Source organism: Psychrobacillus sp. FSL K6-2836 (genome assembly GCF_038003085.1).
Lineage (GTDB): Bacteria > Bacillota > Bacilli > Bacillales_A > Planococcaceae > Psychrobacillus.
Genome location: NZ_JBBOOM010000001.1, coordinates 3,283,213 through 3,306,640, shown reverse-complemented (window position 1 = coordinate 3,306,640; position 23,428 = coordinate 3,283,213). Strand labels below are relative to the sequence as shown.

Genomic DNA, 23,428 nt, shown 5'->3' with positions numbered 1-23,428 from the left:
TTTATTGAATACTTAATTGTAATGCTTCCAAGTTTTCACGCATCGCATCTACATAACCGAGATCTTGAGATTGCAATTCCTCAGATAATACTTCTAAGTCATATAAGACTGCCGTTTCTGTCCCAGTTTCCTTAGCAACGGTTTCCGCAATTGCTGAGTTGGCTCCTTGCTGATAGTAAATTACTGGTACATTATACTGTTCAACTAGATCTCCAATTTCTGCAATGCGAGAAGGGCTCGGTTCGACTTCTGTAGATAAGCCACCAATGGCAATCTGTTCCAGATCATAGCGCTTAGCGATGTATCCGAACGCCTGATGCTGTACTACAAAAATACGATTTTCTGCCCCTTCAAGAGCCGTTTCATATTCTTTGTGCAAAGCCTGAATTTCTTCATTGAAGGCTTTGGCGTTTTCTTCATAGACGCTCTGTCCTTCAGGATCTGCTTCAATAAGTGCATCGCGAATTATATTCACTTGCTCTTGCACTAAAACCAAATCCAACCAAATATGGGGATCTTCATTTTCGTGATCATCAATTATCACTGACACACTTTCTGATTCAGCGTAAGTGCCATGCTCGTCATCTAGCAATACAGCCTTCACTTCAAGACTTCCATTTTCAGCTTTATATTCAAAGAGATTCGTTTCTTGATTGGCCACCGTTTGCCATTCGTCTCCTACGCTTTCACGTGTATACCAGTGCCAATGATTATATTCTGTTTCTTCTTGCGCCTCGGCACTGAGTGTGACAGTATCCCCTGTATGGTAATGGTCTGCCAGTCCACTGATTGTCAGCACCCCAGCTGCGTCATCACTTTTCTGTTCATGCTTGTGTCCAGCTTCTTCTGTATGATTATCAATAATGATTTCCACCGATTCCGACTGGGCATACTCCCTGTGGTCATCGTCAAAGAGCACAGCACGCACTTCAAAACTTTCTCCTGCCGCTTCAAATTCGAAGGTGGACCCACCTTGCCCGGATACAGCTTCCCATTCTTCAGCAGAACTTCCCCTTGTATACCAATGCCAGTGTTCCAAATCCACTGCTTTATCTAACTCTGCATTCAATTCGATGGTATCGCCTGTGTGATAATGTCCTGCAACTCCTTTGATCGTTAAACTCTGAAGAGTATTTGATGTATATCCCTCTTCATCATTAGAATTGTGATCATGAGAGTCAGTTGAATCCTTACCATCTGCGGTACGTGCGATGATTAAGTCTTTGTTTTCAACAGTATTCAATAAACTACTCACCCAATGCTCCATTTCTTCACTGCTATAGACAAAAACATCCGCTTTATTTACTTTAGCAACATCTTGTGCGCTTGGTTCATAATGGTGGGCATCCTGGCCAGATGAGACCATTAATGAAACATCCGCCCGATCTCCTGCTACATGTTTTGTAAACTCATACATTGGGTAAAACGATGTGACGACAGAAAGCTGCTCAGTAGAATCGCTTTCTCCGTCTGCTTGACTACACCCGGCAAGAACAGCAACAGAAATTAAACCAAGTGATAATGTAGTTAGCCAGGGGTTCTTCATGAATTTTTTCTCCTTTTTTCAATGCTCTAAATCTATTTATTTAGCATTGTTTTTAGATTATTATCTAAAGGCACTATTGGTATTAATGTGCCAGCATATCGCGTACTAAGCCGTCAGCATTTAAATCCGCAGGGTAATATGTTGGCCAGTGAGTTACTTCTTTCAACAATTCCTCTCGGTCATCCCCCCAATATAAATGGAAATGGTGAGAATTAATCGGAAAGATGTTATGGTCACTGAACTGTATGTACTGAGGTGCCTGTTCCGATCCACTCGTCCGTTCAAATATGAAACGTACTCCTCGATTTCCTCTTTCATAGGTAAGAATTTCATAGCCATCAGAAGCATACTCTCCTGAGTACTCTTCCTTCCCATCAAAAAAAGTAACGGTGCCTTCTTCAATAAGGACACGATCCACGTCGGTTACATATCCTTCTGTGTAGTATTCTTTGTATTCTTCTTCTGTCATATCGCCGGTTTCAGCTTTATGCGCAAATACTTCATCTAACTCCCCTGATACTAAATACGGATAAACAGACTGCCAGTCGCCATCCCAATCTGATAATTCACGTTCTTTAACTTGGCTATCTTCAAAATAGCCATTATAGATTTGTTTAGTTTCTTCATCGTGGCCGTGATGATCATCAATAACTACCTTAACAGGAGCCGACTGAACTGCCGGTTCATGGTCATCACCAAATAACACAGCCTTTATTTCTGTTCCGTCACTTGTTGCTTCCCCAGTAAAGTTAGCTGTTTCTTGCCCTGAAACGATTTCCCACTCTTCGCTACTGCTCTCTCTACTATACCAGTGCCAATGGTCACTCTCAGCACCCTTTTCTAGGACTGCGGTTAGCTCTAATGCATCTCCAGTATGATAATGATCAGCAATTCCTTCAATTATTACTTCTTCCGGAACTTCACCATTATTATTTTCAGCACTTTCTGAATGATCATGTTCCCGGTCTGTATCTGTTTCTTCAATCTTCTGTTCAACTGCACTACTACTTTGTATTTCTTCTGACTGACATGCTACTAGAGCAAGGATCAATAACAATAAACCTAATCCGGTTATTATCTGATTCTTCATTTTCTATTCCTCCCTTTTTATAAATAGTAATGATTACGATTTAAAACTTAACATTAGTTCTTATCTTCTGTCAAGAAAAATTTAAGTACACATTCTGCTTTTCTAGGATAATTCTCATTTGGTGAAATCAACCATAGATAGAGACAATCTAAAGTACTCTTGCTTTACCTCCCTCAATCTCATTAACAGTTCACTGTAGTTTCGAAATAGAATTTATTATATAAAAGACCCAATCCTTATGGGATTGGGTCTTAGCTTGACGACAGAAGTATTTTTATAAACTGCTATGAGTAATAATAAATATCTTTAATGAGGTTGCTTTATCTAAATAAAAGTATATATAGTGGAAACCTTTAAGGTGTTGTTTATAAGGCAAGGACCACCACGAAGACTCCTGTGGGAACAGCTTGAGCAGAAGACCCCGCAGGAACGCAGTGACGAGGAGGCTGAAGCCAAGCCCACGGAAAGCGAAGTGGTGGTCCTTGCCGATTTTAGTATACAACTCTATGCACCAAAAATTGAGTATGTCTACAGTCTGAGACCCAATCCTTATGGGATTGGGTCTTACCTGTTCATCATTACATAATTGCTGATTGACACTTTTTAAGTTAGTTCACGACTTTTTTGTCTTCAACAACATATAGCTTAGGAATAAATGTTGTTCAAAAAGAACTCATGAACCCATAACTTATGGCAAATAGAAAGAACCCGTTTTGAAAAAAGATTGATCAAAACGAGTTGATTTATATGACTGTACAAACTTCGTAAAAAGTTTTGATCCTTTTCTGTTTAAATTATTCCATTGAAGTTACCGATTGCATCGAAATAATGGCATGTTTAACTAAAGCAACGGTTAGTGAAAAATCATAATTCAGACTTACTATTTTTTTCAGTGGCATTCCTTAAAATCTTGAAGAAATCATTACAAAAAAAATATGCAGACTATTAAAGAAAAAATTCCAGTCCCCAAAGAAATAGTTCCAGTTACAACGTTATACTTATCCTTCTTTCTCAGCTTAAACATTAAAAGTAATCCCGTGATTGTTGACATAAGAAAAGTTATAAAAAAACCGATAGGCACAATATACATTTATTTTTCCCAATTTAATGGCTTTTTGTTAAACTAACATGCAAATTGATTGAAATGGAGGGGAGACTCCTACGGGAATAGCGTGACGCCTGAGACTACAGGCTCAGTCCACGCCCGTGGAAAGCGTCCCTGGAATGGAAATCAATTTTGTGCACAGCAAAAAAAACAGCATTTTTCTCACAGAGAAAAATGCTGTTTTGGGGTTCTTGCCCAGCCGCACCCGTTGTGCAATAAGTATTATTTTCGGTAGCAAGTTTCATATTCGTCTTTCATTAACAAACTTTTACAAGCCAAACCATTTTCGTGATAAATCTCTTTACCGATTTCTAATTCGATACTTCTATTTGAATTTGGATAATCAGGTTCGTCATTTAGAATATACAACGTATTTTCATCCATCCATTTCATAGAAAAATTGCTTTTTGCATCACTATAATAAACAGTTTGAACACTATTTTCCTCATTATTATTTATGATTTCAACCCATACATTTACACCACCTGCTGCGCCACCATAAGGTTCGTAATAAGCATTTGCTGTATATTCTTCAGCGGGTGATTTTATAGGTCCAGGTCCCATTTGGGTGAATTCTCTATCAATTTCACTAAATGTAAAAAAGTACATTTCATATATATAGATTGAAGACACCAGTACAACCCCAGACAACGATGCAATTAGTAATTTTTTAGGAAATGGTTTCTTTTTAATGAAAGAAATTATTATCTTTGCACATAAAAACAAAAATAATATAACGGTAATGAAAGAAATCAAGAAACCAAATAAAATTAAAATCATAATCCCCCCATTCTTGAGTTCAACGGAAATTTATAGCAAATACTTATAATTTTACAATATTTTTCCTCAAGTAAACTACCTAGTTCAATTAGGAAAAAGTGTTGTCTAACTAGAAAAAATTGCTTTTACAGAGTTTAAAAATTTAAAGATTCATAGGGAACATCCGATTTGGACGTTCCCAATCTTATTTCATTAAAGTGCCCTATAATGGATAACTGTAAAGCCAAGGAAGTTTTTTTAAATGCTGCGTTTCCCTTGCCAAGCTCCTTGCATTTTACTTAGGAATACAATTTGCCCAATATGATATGCGTCGTGTAATGCTAAACTCTTTAGTTCAAGCACTAATGAATTATCTTCTCCTGGAATCTGTCTATACAAATCTTCATGTTCTGATTTTGCTAGTATTTTTCCAAGTTCACGATGAATATAAAAGTATTCTTGTTTTGTTTCCTTCCAATTTTCTAACGTCTCAGTTGGTAACCGAAATGTAGATTTATTATTTTCTGCCTGTGGTTCATTCGCTGTTTCACCAAGAAATCGCATCAGAAATCTCTTTTCATAGAAAAGTAAATGACAAACTAATTCCCAAATAGAATTCATTGCCGAATCATCAGCTGGTTTCCAAATTGCTTGTTCAAAAGTAATATCCTCTAGCACTTTTTCAAGTGGTGGAAACCAGTCTTCTTCATCTAAGCAACTTGCCCATTGGTGCAACAAAAGTGTCTTTACATCCATTTTATTCCCCCCCTATTTAATATCTCCTTTTATATATACTAATTCGATTTACTTATCTAAACTCCTTCTTGTTCAACTAAACTGTACCGTTATTTCAATAAGATACAAGTCTTCTTAGTAGCTCAATAATCTTCAAGTAAAGCATCCGTTGGTTAATTATTCAATTTTTCCTTCTCCAGTCAATTGTGTTCCATCAACTAAACCTAATTGACCAAAAGTATATATATATTCTGATTGATTCCTCTTTTTTACACCTTGAATATTTACAAAGTATTCATTACCTTCCTCTAACAGATTATATATTCTTGAGTCCTTAATCATTATTTTATATCTCTCTTTATTAGGACTGCTATCATTAGCATTAAATCCTACAACCCACATTTTCATATATTTTCCTGGTTCAATATGATGTTCTTTCTTTTCAATTTCAAAAATCATTGCACTATTTTTATAAGATTTTCCTTCCTCAAAATATAAATAAAATAAAAAACCTACTATTAAGAAAAATATAACCAACCAAACTACCCATTTGTTACGAGAATAATTGAACATAAATCCACCTCCTAATAAAATTGCTTAATTTTTTGTTCATGGGAGTTCAATAACACTATTTGTGAGTTAAAGGTTTTTCTGTTCGGTTAGAGCAATATTTACAATTAGGGTCTATTATATCTTTGTTATATACTTCTTTTATTTTCATAAAAAACCTTTATAAAGTTAATTAAACTATCAAGAAAAAAACTTGTTTGTTCTGCTAAAAAATGGTGGTTTATAATAATTTCCTCAAAAAACAAAAAATGAGTAAAACCAGTGAAACGAATGCGCTTATTGTAAAAGTTATAATTTGAGTAAGTTTCATTTTTATGTTCTTCTTTCAATTTAGACAAAGTATTGAACATTATTTTTTGAGTAATTATAGTTTTTTAGTTAATGGAAATAAAACACAATCTTTAATTGTATCGCTATCCGTAAGTACCATTAACAATCGTTCAATCCCAAATCCCCAACCAGAAATCGGAGGCAAACCATATTCCATAGCTAATATGTAGTCTTCATCCATTTCCATTGCTTCTGAATCGCCACCACTTTTCAGAATGGCTTGTGCCTCTAAACGTTTTCTTTGTTCAATGGGATCAACTAATTCTGAATAAGCATTGATAATCTCAGCACCATTCACTACTAATTGAAATCGATCTGTAATTGCTGAATTGTCATCATTTGCTCTTGCCAATGGTGATAAATCAATAGGGTGTTTGATTAAAAATGTTGGTTTTATTAATTGTGGACGACACATTTTTTTATATAGAAGATCAATAAAATTCCCTCTACCTAAAGTCTCTACATTCTCATGCTCTAAATAAATGTTTTTTTGCTTTGTTTCATAATATAAGTCTTTTACATCTGGATACAAATCAATATCAATACCCGTATCTTTTAGAATTAAATCCCTAAATGAAACAACGTTCCACTCTAATGAAAAATCAATCATTTGTCCTTTTATACTAATAATTGTTGTATTAAATGTTTGTTGAAGCACATATAAAATCATTTCACGCATGAGTTCCATTGTATCCTCATAGTTCCAATAAGCTGCATAGCCTTCAACCATTGTAAATTCTTGAAGGTGTTGAGGACTAATTCCTTCATTTCTAAAGCATTTAGCAAATTCAAATACTTTTGTAAAACCACCTACAATTAGTCTTTTTAAGTAGGTCTCTGGTGCAATTCGTAAATTTAATTCCGTATCTAACGAGTTATGATAAGTTCTAAATGGGCTTGCTAAAGCACCAGAGGAAGTATGTTGTAACACAGGTGTTTCTACTTCTAAGAAGTTTTTTTCTTCTAAAAATCTACGAACTGCCCGCACTAATTTTGTTCGTATTAACATGCGATTTTGCGTTTCCTTTGTCATCATTAAATCTAAATAACGTTGTCTATAACGGGTGTCAATATTGCTTAATCCATGCCATTTATCTGGTAGTGTGTGTAAAGCTTTTCCAAGCAAAACATAATTTTCGATACGGAGCGTTTTTTCGTTCGTGTTCGTAGAATACATATTTCCTTCAACACCAATAAAATCACCTATATCAAAAAAGTCGATGAAATCATTAAAAGCTTGGTCCCCAATCTCTTCTTTTTTCAGAAGAAGTTGTAAATTACCTTGAATGTCTGAAATTGTGATGAAACTAAATTTACTAAACTGACGAATCCCCATGATTCTTCCTGCAACTCGAACCCCTAATGTTCCATCCTCAAGTGAAGATGCTTTGTAAAGTTCGTAGTTTGTCGAAAATCTTTCAGGATATACTGGTACCCCCTGCGATCTTAAAGTCTCTAATTTTTCTATTCTAAGGGTTGTTTGTTCATTACTCACTCTATTGCACTCCATTCCTATAGTTTGTATTTTAAATTTTTATAATTCGGATTCATATTTCTAAACAACAAAAAAACTCCCACCCCCAAGATTATTCATCTTGAGGACGAGAGTTTATAGCTCCGTGTTACCACCTCAGTTTATTGATATGTCGCCATATCAACCTCTTCGGGTACGGCAATTTAATAGTAATTGATTATACCCTATCTCTTTAACGGGAGATCCCGTCGCAGTATCACTAAGCAATCAATCTTAGATCCGTGCGAAGCTCTGAGCCTTTTTTCATAAAGATCATTATTACTCCTTCCCACCTACAGGAGCTCTCTGGAAATAAAGAATCAAAATTACTCTTCTCATCATAGCCGAATATTCTATTAATTATAAATACATTAGCCTAAAGAAATGATTAAGTCAATGTCAATACGTATATTATAGGGTTAATTTTCTTGTTCAACTAAACCGCAGTGTTATTTGAAGTACATTCCTTCACTTTGAGTTGGAACTAATTTAATCAGAGGCAGGTTAGTTGTCATATTTCCATTTTGCGATAGATCATCTTTTCCTTAAACATAGCCTAACTAAAAAAGCGTAAAGGCTTTATACCTTTTACGCTTTTCTTTTACTCAAATGTAGGCTTATAAAATGAACGATTTTCAAGTGGGAATAATCGCTCGGTGAATTCACCTGGGTTTGTTTTATCTAGTGCACGATTGAGCATATTCATTTTTGCATCAATATTATCGATATAATGCAGCATCTCAGCTTCACGGAGTGCAGGACGTTTTGGGCTACCCCATTCTTCTTTACCATGATGAGAGAGCACCATATGCTGCAGAAGCATTACTTCTTCGCCTTCGATTTCTAGCTCTTCTGCTGCTTTAGAAATTTCATTGACCATGATTGTAATATGTCCAAGTAAATTCCCTTCGATTGTGTATGTCGTTGCCACAGGACCTGAGAGCTCTATAACCTTTCCTATATCATGTAAAATGATTCCTGCGTATAAAAGATCTTTGTTTAAGGTTGGATACAAATCACATAATGCTTTTCCTAGCTTTAACATAGACACAACATGGTCGATTAATCCAGAAGCATAATCATGATGGTTTTTAGTTGCTGCTGGAAACGTCATAAATGATGTCTGGTGTTTTTTCATCAAGTGTCTCGTAATGCGTTGAATTAATGGATTTTTCATTTCAAAGAAGTATTGTAAAAGCTCCTCCATCAATTCTTCTTTCGGCTTTTCAGAAGAAGGTACTAAATCATTTATCGCAATTGGCTCTTCTGACTTTACTGGTCGAATACTTTTTACACGTAATTGGAACTTACCGCGATAATCTTGAATTTCTCCACCTACGCGAACAATTTGACTAGCGCCATAAAGTTTCTCATGTTCTTCATTTGTATCCCAAAGTTTTGCTTCGATATCTCCACTCTTATCTTGTAATATTAGTGACATAAATGGTTTTCCAACGGTTGTTACACCCTTTGTCGATTGTTTTATAAGTAAGTAATGATCAACTGGATCGCCTACTCGTAATTGTGTAATGCCTTTCATCTCACAATCCCCACCTCTCTGGATAATAACGTAGCTACTTGTACTACGGATGCGTCTTGCCATACATATCTCATTTGTTCATGACATGTAAAATATAATAGTTGGTGTTCTTTTTGTAACTCTGCCATTAATTGTACCACTTGTTGAAGTCTGACACGATCGAAATGTACAAATGGATCATCCATTATGATCGGAAAAGGCGCTTTGCTTTGTAATGACACTGCTAGCGCAATACGCAAGGAAATATATGCTTGCTCTTTAGTCGCTTGACTTAGCTCTGCTATTTTAAAACGCTGTCCAGATGATTTAACTGCCTCAAAGCAACCTTCTGGGGATAGGATCAATTGTTCATATGATTTGTTTGTAAGCAGTTGAAAATAATGCTGTGCATTTTCCAATACTTCTGGAAGTCGCTCCTCTTTTAACTGTCTCATTATCTGTTTAATCGATTCTACGACTACTTTTTGAGCAGCCCATTTTTTCACAAGTTCATGTAATTCTGCTTTTTTCTGTTCATATTGTTGCAATTGTTCACTCTGCTCTTCGTCTTCCAATAACTTCTTTGTTTGATAGGACAAAGTTGCTTTTTCATCATTGTATATATGTCTCTGTTGCTGTAAGTGAAGTAATTTCTCTTTACACTTGTCCTCAAATACATCATTATAATCATCCAGATTTATTTGTTTTCCCGCTAATTGCATGTGAATATGGTGTAATTCTTTTTCAAGTTCTACCTTTTGTTCATAGATAGAATGAGCCGTATAATAATCGCTCTCCATATCTACATTTGCCTCACGATACAAAATTTCAATTTGTTCGGTAAAGGATTGTTGAAGTAATGATAGCTCCTGAAGCTTCTTTTTGTGCTCAGAAATCTTTGACTCTTTATAGTGTTGATCTTCTGATTTTTTCTTTTCTTCTAGATAGAATTCTCTAAGTTGGTGAAATAGCATATCTTCAATTAGTACTACATGGACTTTTTCCTGCGCTTGTTTGTTTAGGTCCTGTAATTGCATACGTATTTCATAGAGCTTTGTTTCCATTTGGTCTAGTTGTATTTGTTGATCCTGAATCCTGCGCAGACACTTAAATAGTTCTGGCAATAGACTTGGTGATAGTTGTTCATTAATATGATAGCTAGTTAAAAACTGGTTTACCTGTTTAGATATATCTGTCTTTTTGTTTTCTAACTCACTAATTACTTGCTTCAACATAAAAATGGCTTGTTGTAATGACTCCTGTTCCTTCTTCAATAAATCAGCATATGCTTGAACATCATTCGATTGTTTCCAAGTATTCGTCATTAGAGTAAAGCCTGCATATACAATTCCACTAATGATAATAGCTATAAGGGCAACCATCCAATTCGATTGGGTAACTCCTACGATTACTCCAATTAGGACACTCGCTGCAATAATGCCAAACATTATTCTATTCGATTTGTTATTGGAAGTGTTTTTATTTACTCGTTTAGATTCTGTCGCTCTTTGCTGATGCCCTAGGAGGTCCTGTTCCTTCATTTGTAATAATCGTTTTTCCTGTTGCAGCTCAAGTTCTAAATTCTTTTCTGTTTGAAGAATAGAAACTAGTTTATCTTCTTGCTGAATAGAGACATCGGCTTGAACTATATGAGATAGACTCTTTTCCCAGTCAATCCCGACTAAAGCTAGCTGCTGCATTTGGAGTTGTAGTGTTTTACTTTGGTCTTCTTCTATTTGTATTCGCTTGGAACGAAGCTGATGCCATTTAGCTTCTTGATTTAGAAAGGACTGTAACTCTTCCATTTGCTGAGCTGTTAAGCTAGTTGCGTGGATTGTTAAAGAATCCAACTCTTTTTTCAACTGCTCCATTTCTATGTGATTACGATTCAATTTGTCTTTTATTAACTCAAATCTACGGATACCATCTGCGGGAAAGAGCTGGTGCTTTACTATATCTAGCTCCTGATTCAATTTAATTTCCTTTTCTTTCAATGGTTTCAGTTGTTTCCATTCCAAATATAGTTGTAACTGCTTAGAAATCTCTCTCTCTTGTTGATCTAGTTCCTCAACAATTGTTTCAAGCTCGTTAAGACGTTTAATAGAAGGTTCATATTTCTCAACTTCCTCTAGCTGATGCTTGTAAGTAGTTTCCAACTCTCGTAGCTCTTCAATTTTTTGATTGATAAGTGGCTTTCTTCCAGTTGGCTTAAATAGTTCGCCCATTTCTTTTATAAACTTATTTTCTACAGCTGCTATTGTATCGATTCCTGTAGTTCCAGAAGATAATAGTGTTCTCGTTAGCTCCTCTTCTGTCATCTTTTCGAATCCCTGTAACTGGAGTAAGGAAAAAGAGAAAATAGCTTCAAAATCTGCGCGGGAATACGAGTACAGAATACTAGCCAGCTCCCTCTCTCCTCCGCGGCTACCGTCCGGATAATATAGTGTAACTTCTCCACTTGCCTTCCCTTTTACTCGCTCAATAGTTACGGGTTGACCTTCCTCATCTATTATTTGAATTTTACCTCCATAGGTCGTGCTGCTTTTTGGCTCATAGCGAAGTAACTGTGAGTTCCTTTGTGGAAATCCAAACAAAATATGCAAGATGAATTGTTGAATAGTAGTCTTTCCTGCTTCGTTCTCACCGAAAAACACATTTATGCCATTGTTCAGATCTATTTCTATATTCTCATGCTTTCCAAAGCCATATATATGAAGTTTAAGAAGTTTCAATCATTACTCCTCCTTGTTATAGCATTTGAAACTACTAAATCCGCTTCTTTTAGAACATCCTCGATAAAGTTACGATCGATTGGTTGTAAATATCGGCTCCCTTTAGAATGCTGATAGAGTTCCTTTAAAGCGAGCTTCCATTCCGAAGTATCCCAATCACTCAAAGCTGATAGAAGCATAGTAGATTCTGCGCTCCGCTCAATTGGAAATCGAATATGTAATTCTTTTACTATTAAAAAGGTGCTTGTCAGCTCTAGACTCTCTTGGATCAATGACAGCCATTCATCCTTACTAGTAGACTGTAATAGTTCAATTGTTTCCTCCGTTATTCCGTTTATCGTAAGCTCAAGAATCGCTTTTCCATTTAATTTACTATAACTTATCAATTCATTTTCAATATATGATATTAATTCATTTGCGTGGATCATCCCTTCACACTCTAGTGAAAGCTCATCATATATAAAAGCAGCTGACGGAACAAATTGAAGCTCTGCTTGATTGTTAAATAACGAAACTTCGTAAAATCCTTTTACGCCACTTTCGTTTCGATGCCTGCTTTGGGTATTTCCCGGATAAACAATTGGTGGGTCCGGATGGATAATTTGGCGCTTATGTATATGGCCAAGTGCCCAATACTGATAGCCTTTTTCTAGCAAATCAATTTTTCTAAATGGTGCATAAACATCATGCTCATTATTGCCTTCCACACTACCATGAAGCATCCCAATATGAATCTCATCGTGTTTTGCAGTAGGATAGTAGCTATGCATAGATTCTTTTATATGACGCTCTTTATAACTAAATCCTGTAATATGTATTGCTTCCTCATTTAACTGTAGAGTTCTTGTTTCAACTTTCTCCCCGAACACATGTACATTTGACGGCAATTGAAAACGAGTCCAATTACCACTTAAATGATCATGATTTCCATGACAAATAAAAACGGGAATATCTTCTACACGTAATGCTTCCATTCCTTTTTGAAATAGATGCTGCGCACGAAGACTACGATTTTCCCCATCATAAATATCACCGACTATTAAAACGAAGTCCGGTTTACTTTCAATCGCATAATTAATGATGTTCTGAAAGGCTTGAAAAGTACTCTCTCGTATATCTTTCCATTTACTTTTAGGAATAGAGGAAATACCTTTAAAAGGGCTATCCAAATGTAAATCTGCCACATGTAGAAAACGTATTCTTGCCATCAAGTACACCTCATTCCAAAATAGAATATTTGTTCTTATTTTACCATAAAGAAAAGACTGTATACAACTAAATGTGTACAGTCTCTTACTATATTATTTATACATTTTTACGTTCTATTTTTATTTGTCGAAGAGTTAACAATAGTCCAGTTAATCCCGCAGCAAGAGAAGGAGGAATACTAAATAGAAGGTACTTCCATTGACCAGTAAACAACGAAACAACCAAAAACAATCCGGGAACTACAATTAGAGCGCATAATGAAACAATTAATGCCATTTTCGTATTTTGCATTTTACTCTCTCCCTTATTTAGTTATCTTGATTCCCAACAAATGCTCCGATTGTATAGGAAACCATATGAACTATCCAAAGTCCAGTTAATAAGAAAAAGGTCAGCCCAGGTCCCTCCATTACTATGACAATCATCCATACAACTAAGATTGCAATAGTCGTCGCTATCCATGAATAGGATCGGGCTTTTTCATGTATTCTATTGTATCGTTCATCAAACCATCTCTTTTTCTTGCCGATTTTTCGATTGATCAAGAAAACTATACCTATTATTACAATTGCTAATGGCAAACCAATTAAAAATGTAAATAAATCAAATTTTTCATACATCCTTCTCATCTCCTTCATAAATGAATAAATCCTCAATCGTACATTTGAAAAGTCTGGATAGTTTAAACGCCAAATTAATAGATGGATTGTATTTTCCTTTTTCTAACGATATGATGGTTTGTCTCGATACGTCGAGTCTCTCTGAAAGTTCGTCCTGTGTCATCCCAAATGCCATTCTTTTATCTCGAACGTAGTTTTTCAACTTCATCCTCCTTTTGTAAAGCTAACTTTACGTAAAGTATACTTTACTTTTCTTCCAATTGTCAAGCTAACTTTACATTTTATTTTCATAATTTTTTGTGTATAATGTATAGTAGTATAATAAAGGGGTGTTTGATTGATGAAATCATACAAATTTACTGCATTTGAACCAACAGGGGAACTAATTTTAGAGGAAACTTGGGAGTATGAAAATGATGATGTAGCGAAGCAAAAAGGGGAAGCAATTATTGAAGAAAAAGGCTTTGCCGATAAAACGCATCGCTTAGTAAATAGCTCTGGTAAACTAGTGTTATTTCACGTATAAAAGCAAAAGGGACTTTAACCTTTCGATGGTTAAATCCCTCTTTGTTGTTCTACCTAAGCATTCATTATTCCGTTAAGCTGTTATCTATATCATATTCTGCATACCTTTCAGTTAGCCATGACGAGTATTCTTCCTGAATGCGCATCTCTAGTAAATTATCATATACATCTTCTTTCACATCTTCAAACACTGCTTCTTTTGCATCCTGTTTACCTGTTACTTTTATGATATGGAAACCATATTCAGATTCAACTGGATCACTAATGTCATCTATTTCCATTTCAAAAGCTACTTTTTCAAATTCTTCTACCATTTCACCAGCTCCAAAATACCCTAAACTCCCTCCATCGGTACTTGATGAAGTATCTGTTGAATATTCACTGGCTAGTTCTGCAAAATCACTACCCTCATTTAATTTATTGATCACTTCTTTCGCTGTAGCCTCATCGGCAACTAATATATGACTCGCTTCCACTTGCTCTGTTTGTTCATAGGTTGTCTTGTTTTCTTCGAAGTAAGTGGCTAATTCTTCATCTGTAATATTAATTACTTTTTCCAATACTTTTGTCTGTAATAGATGAGTAGTAATATCTTCTAGCAAAGCTTCTTCTTCTATATTATTTGCATCTAGAACAGCCTCGTACTCCTCTTGACCACCATATGTTTCTATTAGCTTAGTGAGCTCTGCTTGAATCTCTTTCTCTGCAACGCTTAGTCCTTCACTTTCAGCTTCCATTTCGAAAATTTTGTTCGTAATTAATGTGTCTAAAGCCGCTACGCCATATTGTGTCATCAATGTTTCTGTTAGTTCTTCTTGAGAAATTTTTTCCCCATTTACAGTCGCTACAGTTTCTTTATTAGTTTTGGCCTCCGCAGAACAACCAGCTAGGACTACTGTCAAAGCAATCGGTAACGCAAATACTTTTAAAGATTTATAAAAAAATGAATTCATCTGTATCTTCCTCTCAATATATACTTTTTCCTTTAGTTACACTTTAAAGGGTCAATGTGTCAGTGAGATGTCAACGTTTATTGTTTTTGAGGAAAGCAAGTATGCTACCACAGAGCACGGGTCCATTAGAAGTGTACGCGTAAGAAAACAGGGCAAAACCTGCTTCTAGCGTTTTCGAAGTGCTTTGGACAGACTTGTCGCTATATTATTACCGCGTGAATTTTTTGAGATGCTGGTAATCTTATGGCGTTTGTCTATCCGTCTCCTTCCTACACCGCTTAGAAACAGGTAAGTGCGTTTTTGGATAATTAGAGAATACATACCTCCCTATTTACATAAAAAAAAGAAAGCAACGGAATATCGTTAGCCTTCTTTTCTTAATAGCAATTCAAAGCACGTACCTTTTTCTGTACTCTCAACTAAATATAAATTACCTTTAATCGATTGTGCCATCATTTTACTCAGAGGTAACCCTAAACCAAGCCCTCGAATACCGTACTTTTTATTTTCTCCTCTAAAGAACCGCTCGAAGATTAAAGCTTGCTCTTCAATTGGTATTCCTGAGCCTGAATCTTTAACGAATACAGACACATACTCTCCTTTTTCAGAAAGCGAGATTGTAATTTCACCTATCCCCGAAATTGCTTGTTCTGCGTTTGTTAGTAAATTGGTCATGATTTGTTGTAAACGAACTAAATCAGCTGAAATCATTACTTTTTTATGGAGTAATTGTAGTTTCACCACTATATCTGTTTTCTCCTGTATCGCTTTCCACTGAGTAGTTAAATCTTTCATAAAGTTATCAATATCTAGCCGAGAAATTTCCACAGGTACCGCATCTACTGCAAAGGAGTTGAATGCTAGTAAATCACCGACCATTGTTTTCATCTTGGTCGTTTCAACAAGCGCCATTCGAATAAACTCTTCCGCTTCTTGTCCAGTAACAACATCATCATTTACTGCTTGCAATAATCCACTAATCGACGTTACTGGTGTTTTCAGTTCATGGGTCACACCTGCTAGTAATTCAGTTCTTGTTTTTTCTAATTGCTCTAGCCGACCTGCCATCTGTTTAAACGAAGAAACAAGCTCGTAAACTTCTTTTTCCTTAATATGATCCGATAAATTGATTTCATAGTTACCACTTTGTACTTGCTTAGCTGCTTCTGCTACTTGTTTTATCGGATGCGCTAATCTTCTCGACAGAAAATATATAGCCCACCAACCCAGTAATGCAAGTCCTACTATTAATATAGCTAGCTGACCATACTCTTGTTTGACCATAGTTAATTTATCTTTTGACTCAACCATCAATACCCAGCCAATAAGTTCATCATCTATCTCAATTTTCTTTTTTACTGCATAATATTTTTGGTTATTTTCGGAAAAAGTAAATGGTTCAATTTCATCTTTTCCATCTATTAATTGACTAAATGTCCTTTGCTCTCTTTGTTCCAATGGTAAATTACTTGATATTACTTTTCCATCCGTATTGACTATGTACATGGATGGGTTAATATCTCTTATTCTGAACCGATCTTCAGCAAAATCTGGCACTCTTTCACTTGGAGGGATTCCTGGAATACTTACATCAGTAATCCGATTCACCATCTCTTCTGCCATAAACTCCATCATTTCTAAACGATTTTCGAGTGTCGTATGTCTTATCCATAATGCTGAAATGAAAGAGATTATTAACAGTCCTATTATTAATGTTAATAAATATCGACTTGTCCAATACGACAACAGAGTCACTCTCTTATTTTTGATGAACATTGAATTGATACCCCAATCCTCGTAATGTCCTAATTTCACCTTCATCTCCTGACCAATCAGCGAGCGCTTTTCTCAGACGCTTTATAGATAAATCAACTGCTCGATCACTTCCGTCGTAATCCCATCCCCAAATATGTTCAATTAACTGATCTCTAGTAAATGTTTGGTTCGGTTGCTTAGCCAAAAAAAGTAATACTGACAAATCTCTTGGTGTGAGAAATATTTCTTTCCCATCTAGTCTTACAGAATGACCAATAAAATCTATATGAAGCTTACCAAAGTTGATGGTTGATGGTTCTTCACCAGATACTCTTCGCATTACAGCCTTCACTCTTGCGACAACTTCATCAGCAATAAATGGTTTTATAATATAATCATCTGCACCTTCGCCAAAACCTTCTAGCCGATAGTTAACATCTCCCAATGCAGTTAACATGATAACTGGGCAACTACCCAAAGAGCGAATTTCTTTTAAAATAACCCAGCCGTTTTTTCCAGGAAGCATTATATCTAAAAGTACTAGATCAGGAACTTCCTTTTCGAATACCTCGATTGCTTCTCCGCCAGCGTAGCACTGCACTACTTCATAATTTTGCTTCGTTAAATACGCTTTCAGCACTTGGCTAATGGCAAATTCATCTTCTACTATTAATATTTTTTTCATCTGGCCATCACACCCTTTAACTGACAATATCTTAATTTCTTACATTATACCACCTATTTATGTCAGATAAATGTCGGCTGGAATCTTACCGAATCAAATTATTTTAATATATAGAATTCCGCAAGTTGGCAACTTAAATGCTAAAGCCCCCTAAATCGATATTTTCGACTCTGGAGGCTGTTTTCTCATGAAATCACTAGTATACTTCATTAAATTTACATAAATGAAACTACATTGAACTATTCATTTGTAGCGTCTTCAGTTGTTTCTGGTTGTTGCCACTCTTGGCCTCTGCCAAAAGCCCCTCCACCTTGCATATTACCTTTCATTCCACCACCCATCATAGATGAGCTTTCTTCTGTCACTCCATTACTATTTAAATAAGTCATGACAGCTGTGGGTGAATAGGTCACACTGCCTGTTGGATCTGTTGTCGTTGCATTCGTATAGATCCCATCAACAGCTTCACTTGTTAGGGTACCTCCATGACTTAAAGTTGCCTCTGCATTTAGTTCTAAATCTGGTGAACTAATTACTATCATTTGATACATTTTTTCAGGTGCAACTGTGATAATTTGTTCACCATCAGCATTTGTCATTGTAACAGGTGTATTAGCTTCAAGTGTCTCATCAAATGTCATCATAATCGTGTTTTGTGTCGATTCGTCAGATACACCTAACGGCATTCCAGCACTACCAGAAGCTATTAATGTTCCGCCTTGCATTAAAAATGTTCCATCATAATCTAGCGTACCATTCATACTCTCCGTTGGACCATAAACGATAGCAGTACCACCCGTCATCGTAATATTCGTATTAGAGTCTAATCCATCACCATCTGCATCTACGTATAGATATCCTCCAGATATCGTAAGCTGGCCATCCTCGATTGTATTGCCAGCTTCTTCTAGTTCCTCTGTCTCTGTTGTAGCTGAGGTTTGTTCGAAAGCCCCAAACATTTCATTCATATCACTGCCACCATTTACATTGACACCATCATCTGCTGATTTAAGATGAATGGAGCCATCTGAAATCTCAATATTAGTACCTTCTATACCCTCTAGGCTTTTTAAAATCTTAATATCACCACCAGCAATAAATACATTACCATCCGCATGAATTCCATCATCACCGGTTGAAAGAGTTTCTTCTCCACCGTGAATGGTTAAATCTCCATTACTATGCAGTGCATCCTCAACTGCATCAACTGTGATTGTACTACCTACGATATTTAAATTTGTTCCTGCTTTTATTCCCTTTTGACTTGCAGTCTCAACAGTTGAAGTATTGGCGTTATTATCTTCTTCTGTATTTCTTTCTACTGGAGCTTTTGTTTTTGAATCTTGCTGTTCTTCTGACGGAGGCAATTGACCATCTTCAGGTAATTCTCGATTCTCCGGCATTCCACGGTCCATTGCACCACCACCGCCTTGTCGCATCCTAGATTCTAGAGCTGTTGTTAAATACTCTCGAATTTCATCTGTTGTCATGCCTTCAATTTCAGTTGTAATATCAATTTGGAAATTCATATGTTCCATATTTTCCACAAATGCTTCTACTTCGGCATCTGTCATTGAACTGAAATCCATGCCCATCCCTGCACCCATTTCTGGTATCGTTCCTATACCTTGTCCTCCGCCCATTCCCATTCCTGATTCAGGTGAAGACACAACTTCTGGACTTCCATTACCTGTTTTAATGGAATACTCCCCATCGATTACTATAATTTCCTTTTCGGCTTGTATACCGTCCCCCTGTGCTACAACTGTTAAATAGCCACTTTCGAGCACAATATTACCTTGATTTGCATCCTCATCATTTGATGATTTTACACCATCACCATCTGCAGTTATATTAACTGTAGCATTAGACATTGCAAACACATCGCGACCGACAACTCCATCATCGACTGCAGTTACATTAATAGTTCCACCTGTAATAATCAAATCATCACGGCTCGTTATTCCGTCTTTGTACTGACCATTAACTGTCAAAACACCAGTACCATTGATGACTAAATCATCCTTACTAAAAATAGCTGCCCCGACTTCTGTATTTGATTCGTCTTCATAAACATAGGATGTTGCATCAGTTAAATTATTTTCTTTTCCTTTTTCAAGTGAGATAATCGTTTTATCTGATTGCTCGATATTAATCGTTGCATTAGTGGATGAAGTAATATCTACACCATTTAGTATTAAGCGTACATTTCCAGTGTCCTCTGTATTCACCTTAATTTGACCATCAGAGAGAGATCCTTCCAGTACATAAGTACCTGATGTATGAATCTCTACATTTTGACCATTAATAATAACGCCACCAGAGCCGTCAAAAGTTGTTGCCTCATCATTTAAAGTTATTTTGGTAAATATATCACCTTCCCAGGAAGTGTAGTAATCTTCTGAATCATAATCTACATATTGAGAAATTAGCGCTTCCGTATCCAGTGATGATGTCTCTGAACTACTCTTGTCATTACATCCGGCAGCAATTAAAACTGCCGATAATATTAACGGTATTACTATTTTTTTCTTCATCATTTTACCTCCTACTATAGAAACAAAAGGTCTGTAAATTTACAGACCTTCTAAACTTATGCTGTAAAATTACCATCGTAGCTTAGCATTACCGCTGAAGATACACCTTTTACTTGTGAAATATCTGAAACGATTTTTGTATCATTTTCTCTCACACGTATTTCATACGTTACTTCCGTTTCATATTCTAAAATATGAGACTTCGATTTTAACGCATATTTCTTCGTTGAATTTCTCAATAGTTGATCAATAGAATCTGCTGCTTCACCATTAGCAAATTTCACAACTAATAAATATGGATTTTCAACTACAATTTTATTTGCAAATATTATAATAACTAAACTTATTAAGATTGTGCCGACGATTCCCAACAGTATAAAACCTGCACCACATAAAATCCCGACAATGATTGACCAAAATAAGTAGACTAAATCCATTGGATCCTTAATCGGCGTACGGAAACGAACGATAGATAACGCTCCAACCATACCAAGAGACAATAGAACATTTTGACTAATACCCATGATGACTAGCGATGTTGCCATTGTCATAATCATCAGTGAGATATTAAATGTATGAGAGTAAATTACTCCATTAAATGTTTTCTTATAAACTACATAAATAACTACCCCCATAAGAAATGCTGAAATAAGACCTATTAGTGAATCAGTTAAAGAAAATGTAGCTGTTTTTTCTATAAAGCTTGATTTGAAAATATCTGTAAAAGTTGTTGAAGTTGCCATTTTAAATCCTCCTATTTTATCCCGGATTAACGGGCAGTATAACTCCACCATCAAGGCCTGACCCAATAACTCATATAGCTGGAAGATAACTGCCCGTAAAAGCCCGATTGGTTTAACTAACAATCAGCGGGAATAAAGACTCCCCTGAATGGAGTTTCACTTTATATATACATACGACTTAACTGATATTTGGAATACGCTTCATGTTTTGTATTAATACCTTGAAGCATCATTTTCACAACATCTGGTAAGTACTCGTCAAATTTCACTTCTAAAATAACCTCTGTCGGATCAAGGACATCGATCATTGGTAAATGCTTATTGAACATATCCGTATTACGTATGCTTGTTTGCACTTTACTATCAAACGTCACTCTAACATTCCCATATAAATAAACGTAAGCCTCTCTCTCGTAATCTACTACTGACATTGGCTTTAATAAGTTCATTTTCATTTCTAAGTACAAGTCACAAATTAACGAGCGATTATCTTTTTCCATCCACGAAATATCACCAATACGAATCTTTTCAAATTCGGTCCGTGTCATATTACACTTAGATTTAAAAGTTAAGTTATTGCGCTTACTTTTCCGTTCTAGATTAATAATCTGATCACTTTTCCCATAAATTCGGACACGGTATTTATCTCTAGTTAAATACCCTTCCTTTTTCTCGTTCATTATTTTGTTCTCAAAATTATCGAAGTAACAAGAGCGAATTAAATATTTTCCTGTTGGACCAGCATGTGTATCTAAACGCATCACATATTTCAGTTTGTTTTTTAATAACATATAATCTAAATATGTAATGCCGTATTTCAGTTCTTGTCGCCCCTTTGGACTAAATGATGTTTGAATAGGCATGATTACACTCCTTTTTTGTTCAATTGGCTTTGGAAATGATCAACTAACTTGCTGATAATCCTACTTTAACTGCTAAATAAGTCAGCAATATGTCAAGTAAATATTTTTTAAATTTTTCATCTGATGACTTAGTATTTCTAGTTGTTTTGAACTTTTTCTGACTTCATAAAAAGAGGATAGAATGACTAAAAGTCGCTTCCATCCCCTGTTTTAATTAATAATGTATCGAATTGCTTCCTTTTTTGGTATCCAATCATACAAAAAAAGAAGATCAACTTAATGACCTTCTCACTTTTGTTTCCTTATTTACCTTTAAACTCAGGCTTACGCTTTGCTACAAAAGCCTGAATACCTTCTTGATGATCTTCCGTTTTTCGCATTGCTGATTGGGCAACAGCTTCTCTTTCTAGAACGGATTGTAGTTCTTTTAATTTTGTCGCGTGTAAGATTTCTTTAGATGCGATCATGGCAGCAACTGGAGATTGGATTAGCTTTTGTGCATAGGAAGCTGCAGTTGCAGATCCTAAGCCGTCTGAAGCAACTTCATCTACAAGTCCGATTTTTTGAGCTTCTTTTCCAGAGAAAAGCTGTCCGCTCCACATAAGCTGTTTTGCTTTTGGAATACCGACTCTTTCTTTTAGGAAGAAGTGGCCACCTCCATCTGGAACTAAACCAATTCCGATAAAATTCATGGCAAGTTTGCTATTTTCTTCAGCTATGATAATATCACATCCTAATACCATACTAAATCCTAATCCAGCAGCTGCCCCATGTACTGATGCAATAGTAATCTGTGGCAGCGTATATAAAGTTGTAGCAATTCGTGTAAGGTAGGTCATCGCCTCATCAATATCAAAAGGATTCTCTTTATCTAGCATCGCTTTAATGTCTCCACCTGCAGAAAATGCGCGCCCCTCTCCTTTAATAACTAGTACTTGAACAGATGTGTCAGATTGAAGAGATTCCAGGCTTTCTGCTAACTCTCTCATCATCACTCCATTCATCGAATTCATTGCTTCTGGACGATTCATTGTTAAAGTCGCAATACGACCTTCTTTTTCCAGCAATAAAGTATTATACATATACATTCCCCTTTGTAAGTGAATAGTCATTCATTCTTCTATTAGATTCGCCATTAAACTTTTAAAGTCCTGCTGAAAAAAGTAAAAACTATTTACTTGAGTTGGCATGGCTGTTACTTGCTTTACTCTGTAGTCAACTTGTGCTTCTTCCCCAGTTACTTCTGCTAGATAGCGATTTACTTGAGGAACGGATAAAATTACCATAGTATTTTACTAATTCAAAGCCTAAATGTGTAGAATTGAGCTACTTAAAAGTCTTTTTCTAATTAGTAGGTCGACTGCAATGAAAAGTATCTTTAGCTAATCTTGCATTCATCGTGTTCAACACAAAGGCAGGATATTAATTGATTGATTGTAGCGGAAGTCGGCGACTCCAGCGGGATTAGCGTTAGGCGAAGACCCCGCAGCGTAGCGAGGAGGCTGAGGCAACGCCCGCGGAAAGCGTCCGACTGAAGTGAAAATCATAGCGATATTATTCATTTATTTATTTAATTATCAAGAACTTAGTGTTCACGTACTTTTTGATATACTTTATTTAAAGACAAAAAAAGAACCTC

21 protein-coding genes and 1 other annotated feature are annotated in these 23,428 nt (G+C 35.9%); of the genes, 1 reads left to right on the top strand and 20 read right to left on the bottom strand.

Annotated features, from left to right (window positions below):
* Position 1: 1 nt before the first annotated feature.
* The 12 genes from MKY37_RS15855 to MKY37_RS15800 form a co-directional block, all read right to left on the bottom strand.
* Positions 2-1,546 carry a metal ABC transporter solute-binding protein, Zn/Mn family gene (locus MKY37_RS15855; protein WP_340778627.1) on the bottom strand — a complete coding sequence of 515 codons (1,545 nt, stop codon included), beginning with the start codon at positions 1,544-1,546 and terminating at the stop codon, positions 2-4.
* Between the two features lie 82 nt (positions 1,547-1,628).
* Positions 1,629-2,636, bottom strand: coding sequence for a ZinT family metal-binding protein (locus MKY37_RS15850; RefSeq protein WP_340778626.1), 1,008 nt, complete (start codon positions 2,634-2,636; stop codon positions 1,629-1,631).
* A 1,327-nt stretch (positions 2,637-3,963) separates the two neighbouring features.
* Positions 3,964-4,521, bottom strand: a complete 558-nt coding sequence (locus MKY37_RS15845; protein ID WP_340778625.1) for a DUF5412 family protein — start codon at positions 4,519-4,521, stop codon at positions 3,964-3,966.
* Positions 4,522-4,758: 237 nt separating this feature from the next.
* Complete coding sequence (locus MKY37_RS15840; RefSeq protein ID WP_340778623.1) at positions 4,759-5,256, bottom strand: DinB family protein; 498 nt, start codon at positions 5,254-5,256, stop codon at positions 4,759-4,761.
* Positions 5,257-5,412: 156 nt separating this feature from the next.
* Positions 5,413-5,808 (bottom strand): hypothetical protein, encoded by a 396-nt coding sequence (locus MKY37_RS15835; protein WP_340778622.1) that lies wholly within the window; start codon positions 5,806-5,808, stop codon positions 5,413-5,415.
* Positions 5,809-6,169: 361 nt separating this feature from the next.
* Positions 6,170-7,630: a lysine--tRNA ligase gene (lysS, locus tag MKY37_RS15830; RefSeq protein WP_340778620.1), complete on the bottom strand. Its 1,461-nt coding sequence runs from the start codon at positions 7,628-7,630 to the stop codon at positions 6,170-6,172.
* Between the two features lie 99 nt (positions 7,631-7,729).
* Positions 7,730-7,999 (bottom strand) — a binding site (T-box leader).
* 250 nt (positions 8,000-8,249) lie between these two features.
* Positions 8,250-9,188 (bottom strand): 3'-5' exoribonuclease YhaM, encoded by a 939-nt coding sequence (yhaM, locus tag MKY37_RS15825; protein WP_340778618.1) that lies wholly within the window; start codon positions 9,186-9,188, stop codon positions 8,250-8,252.
* Positions 9,185-11,899 (bottom strand): ATP-binding protein, encoded by a 2,715-nt coding sequence (locus MKY37_RS15820; RefSeq protein WP_340778617.1) that lies wholly within the window; start codon positions 11,897-11,899, stop codon positions 9,185-9,187. Before MKY37_RS15820 ends, yhaM begins: the two co-directional genes overlap by 4 nt.
* Entirely contained in the window at positions 11,896-13,107 is a 1,212-nt protein-coding gene (locus MKY37_RS15815; protein ID WP_340778616.1) for a metallophosphoesterase family protein, read from the bottom strand. The genes MKY37_RS15820 and MKY37_RS15815 overlap by 4 nt, the downstream gene beginning before the upstream one ends.
* A 97-nt stretch (positions 13,108-13,204) precedes the next feature.
* A complete protein-coding gene (locus MKY37_RS15810; protein ID WP_340778615.1) occupies positions 13,205-13,399 on the bottom strand; it encodes a hypothetical protein in 195 nt (64 codons plus the stop codon).
* Between the two features lie 17 nt (positions 13,400-13,416).
* Positions 13,417-13,728 (bottom strand): hypothetical protein, encoded by a 312-nt coding sequence (locus MKY37_RS15805; RefSeq protein ID WP_340778614.1) that lies wholly within the window; start codon positions 13,726-13,728, stop codon positions 13,417-13,419.
* Positions 13,721-13,936: a helix-turn-helix transcriptional regulator gene (locus MKY37_RS15800; RefSeq protein ID WP_445323051.1), complete on the bottom strand. Its 216-nt coding sequence runs from the start codon at positions 13,934-13,936 to the stop codon at positions 13,721-13,723. The genes MKY37_RS15805 and MKY37_RS15800 overlap by 8 nt, the downstream gene beginning before the upstream one ends.
* A gap of 132 nt (positions 13,937-14,068) precedes the next feature.
* Here MKY37_RS15800 and MKY37_RS15795 point away from each other — a divergent pair, with 132 nt between their 5' ends.
* Complete coding sequence (locus MKY37_RS15795; protein ID WP_340778612.1) at positions 14,069-14,254, top strand: YhzD family protein; 186 nt, start codon at positions 14,069-14,071, stop codon at positions 14,252-14,254.
* A 64-nt stretch (positions 14,255-14,318) separates the two neighbouring features.
* Here MKY37_RS15795 and MKY37_RS15790 read toward each other — a convergent pair whose 3' ends face one another.
* The 8 genes from MKY37_RS15790 to MKY37_RS15755 form a co-directional block, all read right to left on the bottom strand.
* Positions 14,319-15,206, bottom strand: a complete 888-nt coding sequence (locus MKY37_RS15790; RefSeq protein WP_340778611.1) for a peptidylprolyl isomerase — start codon at positions 15,204-15,206, stop codon at positions 14,319-14,321.
* A gap of 363 nt (positions 15,207-15,569) precedes the next feature.
* Positions 15,570-17,021, bottom strand: a complete 1,452-nt coding sequence (locus MKY37_RS15785; RefSeq protein ID WP_340778610.1) for a HAMP domain-containing sensor histidine kinase — start codon at positions 17,019-17,021, stop codon at positions 15,570-15,572.
* On the bottom strand, positions 16,966-17,646 hold the full coding sequence (locus MKY37_RS15780) for a response regulator transcription factor (RefSeq protein WP_340778609.1): 681 nt from the start codon (positions 17,644-17,646) through the stop codon (positions 16,966-16,968). The genes MKY37_RS15785 and MKY37_RS15780 overlap by 56 nt, the downstream gene beginning before the upstream one ends.
* Positions 17,647-17,885: 239 nt before the next feature.
* Positions 17,886-20,183, bottom strand: coding sequence for a carbohydrate-binding domain-containing protein (locus MKY37_RS15775; RefSeq protein WP_340778607.1), 2,298 nt, complete (start codon positions 20,181-20,183; stop codon positions 17,886-17,888).
* Positions 20,184-20,239: 56 nt separating this feature from the next.
* Positions 20,240-20,926: a DUF4956 domain-containing protein gene (locus MKY37_RS15770; RefSeq protein ID WP_340778606.1), complete on the bottom strand. Its 687-nt coding sequence runs from the start codon at positions 20,924-20,926 to the stop codon at positions 20,240-20,242.
* 161 nt (positions 20,927-21,087) lie between these two features.
* Positions 21,088-21,789 carry a polyphosphate polymerase domain-containing protein gene (locus MKY37_RS15765; protein WP_340778605.1) on the bottom strand — a complete coding sequence of 234 codons (702 nt, stop codon included), beginning with the start codon at positions 21,787-21,789 and terminating at the stop codon, positions 21,088-21,090.
* Positions 21,790-22,091: 302 nt separating this feature from the next.
* On the bottom strand, positions 22,092-22,871 hold the full coding sequence (locus tag MKY37_RS15760; RefSeq protein WP_445323050.1) for an enoyl-CoA hydratase: 780 nt from the start codon (positions 22,869-22,871) through the stop codon (positions 22,092-22,094).
* Between the two features lie 30 nt (positions 22,872-22,901).
* Positions 22,902-23,075, bottom strand: coding sequence for a hypothetical protein (locus MKY37_RS15755; protein WP_340778603.1), 174 nt, complete (start codon positions 23,073-23,075; stop codon positions 22,902-22,904).
* Positions 23,076-23,428: the final 353 nt, after the last annotated feature.